This is a genomic window from Yaniella sp., from assembly GCF_030453185.1.
Taxonomy (GTDB): domain Bacteria; phylum Actinomycetota; class Actinomycetes; order Actinomycetales; family Micrococcaceae; genus Yaniella.
Map to the genome: position 1 here is coordinate 1 of NZ_JAKDKW010000143.1, position 2,649 is coordinate 2,649.

The following is a 2,649-nucleotide window of genomic DNA, read 5'->3' on the forward strand; positions in this document are numbered from 1 at the left end:
GCCGCAGCAGAACAGATTCTGCAGCATGCTACCGATACCGCAGACGTTTTTAATCCGCCACAGCTTATTGCTGATGTCATTCGCTAAAACACGGTAAGGACCAGAAGCGTGCTGGACTTTCTTGAAGAACTCATCCTCGGTGCAGCCGAGGCGTGGTGGATGCCGATTGCCGTCTTTCTCCTCAGCCTGATTGACGGGTTCTTTCCAGTGGTCCCATCCGAATCGATTTTGATGGCGTTAGCCTCGATCGCAGGGATACGCAACGGCATCAGTTTGACGACCATCTTCTTGATGGGCTGGTCCGGCGCCTTTATCGGCGATCAAATGGCCTACTGGCTGGGACGGACCATAGGTGTGCGACGATTCCGGTGGATGCGCACTCGATCCGTGGTTCGAGTCATTGGGGGAGTTCGAGCAACACTTGAGCACTCCGGCGCACTGGTTATAATCACCGCACGCCATATTCCAGGTGGCAGGGTGGCTGTGAACTTTATCGCCGGAGCTACCAGAATGCACGTTGTGAAGTTCATGAGCCTGGATTTCGTCTCGGCAGGCATTTGGGCGGCGTATTCGATTGCCATCGGATATTTCACTTCCGGATGGCTGGATAATACATTGCTCCAGATTGCGTTGGCGCTGGTGCTGGCAGCCATCCTTGGATGGTTAATAGATCGCGGAATTAAGAAGTTTATCTGGTCTCGAATAGATAATACGAGCGCACAAGATGCTAACGAGGACCAAACTGGCTTAGACTCGGAACCGTGATGAATCAGGAAGGCACAGACGCCGAAGCCACCGCCCCAGAAGACGAACTCCAGTTGGACCCGTTTGCCCTTGACCTGGCAGCGCTGCCAAAGGTCTCACTACACGATCACCTCGACGGTGGGCTGCGTCCAGCAACCATCGTGGAACTTGCCGCCGAAGTCGGGCACAAGCTTCCAGCAGATACTGAACAAGACTTGGCTACTTGGTTCTCTGAAGCAGCCAACGCTGGGTCACTGCCCAAATATCTTGAAATGTTTGATCACACCCTGGCGGTCATGCAAACCGCCACGGCGCTGGAACGAATTGCTTACGAATTTGCCATGGATCTGGTCGCCGACGGCGTCGTCTACGGTGAAGTCCGTTGGGCCCCAGAACAACACACGCAACAAGGCTTGAGCCTGGACGATACCGTCAATGCCGTCACAGCAGGTCTTGAACGAGCGATGCAAGAACTCGACGGCGGCTTGCAAGTGCACCAAATCTTGTGTGCCATGCGTCAAAACTCAGCCGAAAACGCTCAAGAGATTGCCGAGCTGACTCACCGCCACCGCCCTCATGGTTCAGTCGTTGCTTTTGACATTGCGGGACCAGAACTCGGATTCCCCGTCAGTAATTTTGCCGATGTATTCGCTTGGCTCGACGATCGCTTCGTACCCATAACCATTCATGCTGGCGAAGCCGACGGCGTCGACTCAATTGGCAGCGCACTCACAGCTGGACGAGCGTTACGTATCGGCCACGGAGTGAACATGATCCAAGATCTCTCCACGGTCGAATTGGACGATGAACAAGACATCCTGGTGTGGGGAGACATTGCCAACCGTACGCTCTATAACAACACTGTGCTCGAACTCTGCCCGACCTCCAACCTGCAAACCGCAGCCGTGGAGATGGGGCCCGAAGACGCGCCGCTGGATAACCACCCGTTTGATCTGCTGTACCGCTCGGGTTTTGCGGTGACCGTAAATCCGGACAACCGGCTGATCTCGGGTGTCTCGCTAACCGATGAGCTCTACACCGTGGCCGCAGTGTATGGCTACACGATGATCGACCTGCTTGAATTCCAGCTCAATGCCGTCAAAGGTGCGTTCCAAACGGAATACGCTCGCGACCAGCTGCGCGAATTTATCGAGTTCTCCTGGATGGACGTTATCGCCGGGGTGCACGATGAAAACGATCCCGATGCACCGGTGCTGTTCGTAGAGTTTGAAGACGACGAGAATCAGGAATAATTTCGTCTCATGACCGAAACCGGACTGCAACGCCTCGTATGGATTACTGCTCAACTGCGTGAGTACTGTCCCTGGACCCAGGCTCTGACACATCACCAGTTGACCGAGTATCTCATCGAAGAGGCCTACGAGGCAGTCGAAGCCATCGAATCCCTACCCGCGCGTGGGTGGGACGAAGCCGCAACTCAATCCGGCACTTACGAGGAATTTCGTAAGGAACTCGGTGACGTGCTCTTTCAAGTGACCCTGCACTCTGCCATTGCAGAGGAATCCGGTGCCTTCGACGTACACGACGTCGCCGATGCGATCAGCGAGAAAATGATTCGCCGCAACCCACATGTCTTTGCTTCGGATGGGGAATTGCTGACCGATACCGAGCTCGGGGCAATCACGGTAGACCAGGTCGAAAAGAACTGGGAGCAAATCAAGCAGGCTGAAAAAGCGGCCGAAGGAACCGCTGCCTCGGCTGCAGCCTCATCATCCATCTACGATCTGCCACCGGGACTACCGGCGCTCGCAGCGGCCGCAAAGATTGTGGACCGAGCAGGTCGTCAATCCAAGAATCCACTTGGAGAAGCCCCACGGGCCACAGCGATGGAAATCGACGTGGCACAAGACGATATTGGGTCTCAACTGTTTGAACTCGTGCGAG

The 2,649-nt window shown here is 55.2% G+C and carries 3 protein-coding genes; all 3 read left to right on the forward strand.

What is annotated here, in order from left to right:
• Positions 1–108: 108 nt before the first annotated feature.
• Positions 109–765, forward strand: a complete 657-nt coding sequence (locus L0H14_RS12280) for a DedA family protein (protein ID WP_301417943.1) — start codon at positions 109–111, stop codon at positions 763–765.
• Positions 765–1,997: an adenosine deaminase gene (locus tag L0H14_RS12285; protein WP_301417949.1), complete on the forward strand. Its 1,233-nt coding sequence runs from the start codon at positions 765–767 to the stop codon at positions 1,995–1,997. The genes L0H14_RS12280 and L0H14_RS12285 overlap by 1 nt, the downstream gene beginning before the upstream one ends.
• Before the next feature lie 9 nt (positions 1,998–2,006).
• The coding region (locus L0H14_RS12290) for a MazG nucleotide pyrophosphohydrolase domain-containing protein (RefSeq protein ID WP_301421977.1) at positions 2,007–2,649 on the forward strand (643 nt) is incomplete at its 3' end.